The following is a 4,095-nucleotide window of genomic DNA, read 5'->3' as shown; positions in this document are numbered from 1 at the left end:
GCCCCCGCCTGTCAGCACAACACGTTTACCCACTCGGCCTGCAAAACCAGAAGCGACAATCCGGTCTCGCACCATCTCCAATATCTCTTCAACGCGCGGGCGAATAACCCGCGTCAGCATCGCCCGGGGGATCTGCGTTGGCAGATCGCCATCCGTATCCACGGGCGGCACCTGAATAAAATCACGGTCGTCCACCACACTTGGCAGCGCAGACCCATGTAAAACTTTCAAACGCTCAGCAGCTTCCATCCGTGTGGAGAGCGCACGCGCCACGTCCATGGTGACGTGATTACCGCCAACAGCCAGCGCATCCAGATGCACCATCTGACCATCAACAAAAATCGAAAGCGTGGTTGTGCCACCACCCATATCAATACAGGCAACACCCAACTCAATCTCGTCTTCTACCAGCGTGGAAAGGCCTGCTGCGTAAGGCGTCGCAACCAGTGACTCCACTTGCAGGTGTCCACGCTCAATACAAAGCTCCAGATTACGCACCGGCGGTACTTCTGCAGAAACCACCTGCATGTCCACGCCTAGCTTGCGGCCCATCATACCGCGCGGATCACGAATGCCGCGGTTGCCATCCAGCCCGTAGGAGATCGGCAGCGCATGCATCACCGCCCGCCCCTCAGTCGCCGTATGGGTAGACCCGGCAGCCAGCACACGCTGAATATCGGCCTCAGTCACACCTTCAGTTCCAAGCGGCACAGTGGCGGAGAAAATCTCGCTCTGCAGACGACCACAGCTGACAGTCACCAGCAGCGTTTCCACCATCACACCGGCCATACGCTCGGCCTGATCAACTGCGCGGCGGATCGCCTGCTCAGCCTGATCCATGTCCACAACAACGCCGGACTTCATGCCTGCAGACGCCTGATACCCGTATCCCAGCACCTCAATGCCATGCGAACGGCCCGGCATCAGGTCTTCCTCGTCACCAGGCACCAATTTCGCGATAATACAGCACACTTTCGTGGAGCCGACGTCCAGCACAGAAACCACAACAGATCTGCGGCTCGGCAAAGGCCGCATCCGCGGCAGAAAAATCACGTTCTTATTCGAGCTCATGTGTCCCTCCCGGAGTTGGAGGGCGTACCCCGTTGCTCGATGGTGGTTTTGCGGCGAATGGCAGCGTCATCCGAAAGACGCACCACAACGCGATCCTGCAAACGCAGGTCCACCGCGACGATATCGCGGGAGAGCAAACCACCTTGATCATCTAGCTTCTTAAGTTCCGCCAGCGCATCGCCAACATCAAATTCTGGCAGACGCACTGTAATTCCGTTTTCCAGGGCAAGATCCCAGCGTCGCTCTGAGCGCAGCTTTGCAGCGCGCACCCGGGCACGGATACCTGGGAAATTGTCCAGCTCGCTCATAATCTCACCAGCACGCAGCTGCGCACCGTGATTGACCACGCGAAGCAAATTCGCATAACGGCCATCCACCTCATCGGTGATGACCTCGCCTTTTTTGGTGATGACAGACGTAATGTCCCCACGCTGCCAGAGCGCATAAGGCTCTTGCTCTTTGATCATCACACGTAGCGTACCGGGGTAGAACTTCTGGATGGCCGCATTCCGGATCCAGGCAATACCTTCCAGACGCTCTTTCGCGTCAGCCGCATCAAACAACATCAAAGAAGGCCGTTCGTGAAGTTCAAGTGCTTCCAGCACCTGAAACTCGGTAACACGCTGCAAACCTTCCATTTTGATCTCGTTCACCGCGAAACCGACGGAGGATGTAACTGATTCGCTCACATTACGGGCGTGTCCACCCAGCGTAATGCCATAAGCAGCGGACAATGCAAGGAAGCCAAAAGCGCCCGCAGTTGGTGCCCAGGATGGGATAAGTGCAAAAAATCCAGTGACCCCCCAAGCGGGTCTCTGGTGCAAACGCGATACGCCACGACTTCTGAAGCGATAGCTCCAGATGCCTGTGCGTTCCCGCAATGCATCAAATTTTGCCTTTATCTTCCGCAACTTGCGTCCTCCACGATCCAACTCACCAATTCTTGGAAATCATGTCCGGCATGTGCCGCGATTTCCGGGAGCAGTGATGTTGGCGTCATGCCGGGTTGAGTGTTCACCTCAAGACAAATCAGTTCTCCTAGGCCACCGGGTCCTTCGTTAAAACGGAAGTCGGCGCGTGTAACGCCGCGACACCCCAGAGCCTGATGTGCCTTGAGACTTGATTTTTGTATTTCTTGGTAAACAGATGGTAAAATTTCCGCAGGAAGTATGTGTTGTGAACCGCCTGGGACGTATTTTGCATCATAATCGTAATAAGTGTGACCCAGCGGTACAATTTCTAGTACCCCTAACGCCACATCACCCATCACCGCGCACGTCAATTCGCGGCCTGGGATGTAACGCTCGACCATGAGCAAATCACCATACTGCCAATCTTCGCGTGTCAATTCCTGCGGAGGATGCTCTTGCCCCTCCTTCACAATCAGCACACCGAAGGACGATCCTTCGTTGATTGGCTTGATCACATAAGGCGGCTCCATCACATGACGGCGCGCAGCATCAGCGCGACTGGCCACAATGGCATTGGCAACCGGAACACCGGCAGCCTTCATCACGGCCTTCGCCTTTTCCTTATGCATGGCAAGCGCAGACGACATCACCCCGGAATGGGTGTAGGGAATATCGAGCACTTCCAGAATACCCTGAATAGCTCCGTCTTCACCAAACGGCCCATGCAGCGCGTTGAATGCCACGTCCGGTTTCAGCTCCTGAAGCACAGCAGAAATGTTGCGGTCAACATCCACACGCGTGATCTGATAACCAGCCGCTTCCAGAGCGTCCGCACAGTCTTTGCCTGAAGACAGAGAAACAGGCCGCTCAGCAACCCATCCACCCATCAAAACTGCAACATGCTTGGTCATCACAAAACCCAATCCTGATTTAAACGCCTAAAACAACACGTGAACGGAATTAGCCCGCTTTACCCAAAAACGGCTCAATCGCCGCTCCGTCCACAAACGCCCCAAGACGCTTGATTTCCCATTCCAGACGCGTCCCTGTCTTTGCCAGAGCATCCCGGCGAACGGTCTCGCCAAGCATTTCCAAATCATGAGCGGTAGCGTCTGCAACGTTCAACATAAAGTTGCAGTGTAATTCCGACATTTTTGCGCCGCCGATCTGCAATCCACGACATCCAGCCGCATCAACCACCTTCCAGGCACTGTTGCCGTCAGGATTTTTGAAAGTGGAACCACCGGTTTTCTCGCGAATGGGCTGTGCTTTCTCACGATGAGCAACAACTTCAGCCATTTCTGCGCGAATCTCGTCTTCACTCTGCGCAAAACCTTCAAACACCGCACTGGTAAAAATCAGGTCCTTTGACGCAGAAGAATGGCGATACGCATAGCCCATTTCCTCATTGGAAAGAGTTAGGATTTCGCCGGATCGTGTCACCGCGTTAACGTTAACAACACGGTCCTTTGTCTCTGTCCCATGAGCCCCTGCATTCATGCGCAAGGCGCCACCAACAGCACCTGGAATACCGGTGTAGAATGCAAATCCACCCGTGCCCGTCTTGGCCGCTTCTTCCGCCAGCTTCTTGTCAGGAACGCACGCCCCTGCCCGCAACTTATGGCTGCCAAGGTATTCAACCTGCCCAAACCCGCGGATTGGCAGACGAATAACAACACCTTCAATGCCACCATCACGCACCAGCAAGTTGGAACCAAGCCCAACCACAGTCACCGGCACATCCTCTGGCAGTGCTTTCATGAACACAGCCAGATCTGCCTCATCAGCAGGCTGGAACATCAACTGCGCAGGACCTCCCACACGGAACCATGTCACAGCAGAAAGCAACTGGTTCGGGATCATGCGACCGCGAATGTCTTCGACAGCATCACCAAGAAGCGGCAGGAGATCAGGGTAACTTACAGTTTGGCTCATACAGTCTCTCCTTTGGGAGAGAGCGCTTCCAACTCTACAGGCAACTTGTAAGCCCACTGGGTAATGTTCCCTGCACCAAGGCAAATCACCAGATCACCCGGCTCCGCCAGCTCCGCAATCTTACCAGCCAGCTCATCAGGACCAGCAATGCTGTGAACCGAACGGTGACCACCAGCAC

General features: G+C 55.1%; 4 protein-coding genes and 1 pseudogene. All 5 read right to left on the bottom strand.

The genetic code is table 11. The features are described 5' to 3' along the window. The coding region (gene ftsA, locus PPL9_RS27630; RefSeq protein ID WP_244273492.1) for a cell division protein FtsA at positions 1–1,071 on the bottom strand (1,071 nt) is incomplete at its 3' end. Then, on the bottom strand, positions 1,068–1,982 hold the full coding sequence (locus tag PPL9_RS27625; protein WP_208986869.1) for a cell division protein FtsQ/DivIB: 915 nt from the start codon (positions 1,980–1,982) through the stop codon (positions 1,068–1,070). The genes PPL9_RS27625 and ftsA, both read right to left, overlap by 4 nt. Then, the gene (locus tag PPL9_RS27620; RefSeq protein WP_208980677.1) at positions 1,970–2,896 is read right to left on the bottom strand and encodes a D-alanine--D-alanine ligase; all 927 of its coding nucleotides are present in this window, start codon (positions 2,894–2,896) and stop codon (positions 1,970–1,972) included. The genes PPL9_RS27625 and PPL9_RS27620 overlap by 13 nt, the downstream gene beginning before the upstream one ends. Positions 2,897–2,942: 46 nt before the next feature. Further along, positions 2,943–3,917 (bottom strand): UDP-N-acetylmuramate dehydrogenase, encoded by a 975-nt coding sequence (murB, locus tag PPL9_RS27615; protein ID WP_057465727.1) that lies wholly within the window; start codon positions 3,915–3,917, stop codon positions 2,943–2,945. After that, a pseudogene (gene murC, locus PPL9_RS31690) lies at positions 3,914–4,095 on the bottom strand (UDP-N-acetylmuramate--L-alanine ligase); the annotation flags it as partial. The gene murB and the pseudogene murC, both read right to left, overlap by 4 nt.

Origin of the sequence: Pseudovibrio sp. POLY-S9 (assembly GCF_001431305.1) — a bacterium.
Taxonomy (GTDB): domain Bacteria; phylum Pseudomonadota; class Alphaproteobacteria; order Rhizobiales; family Stappiaceae; genus Pseudovibrio.
Note: the sequence above shows the minus strand (reverse complement) of the source record. Positions and strands in the feature narration are given on the sequence as shown.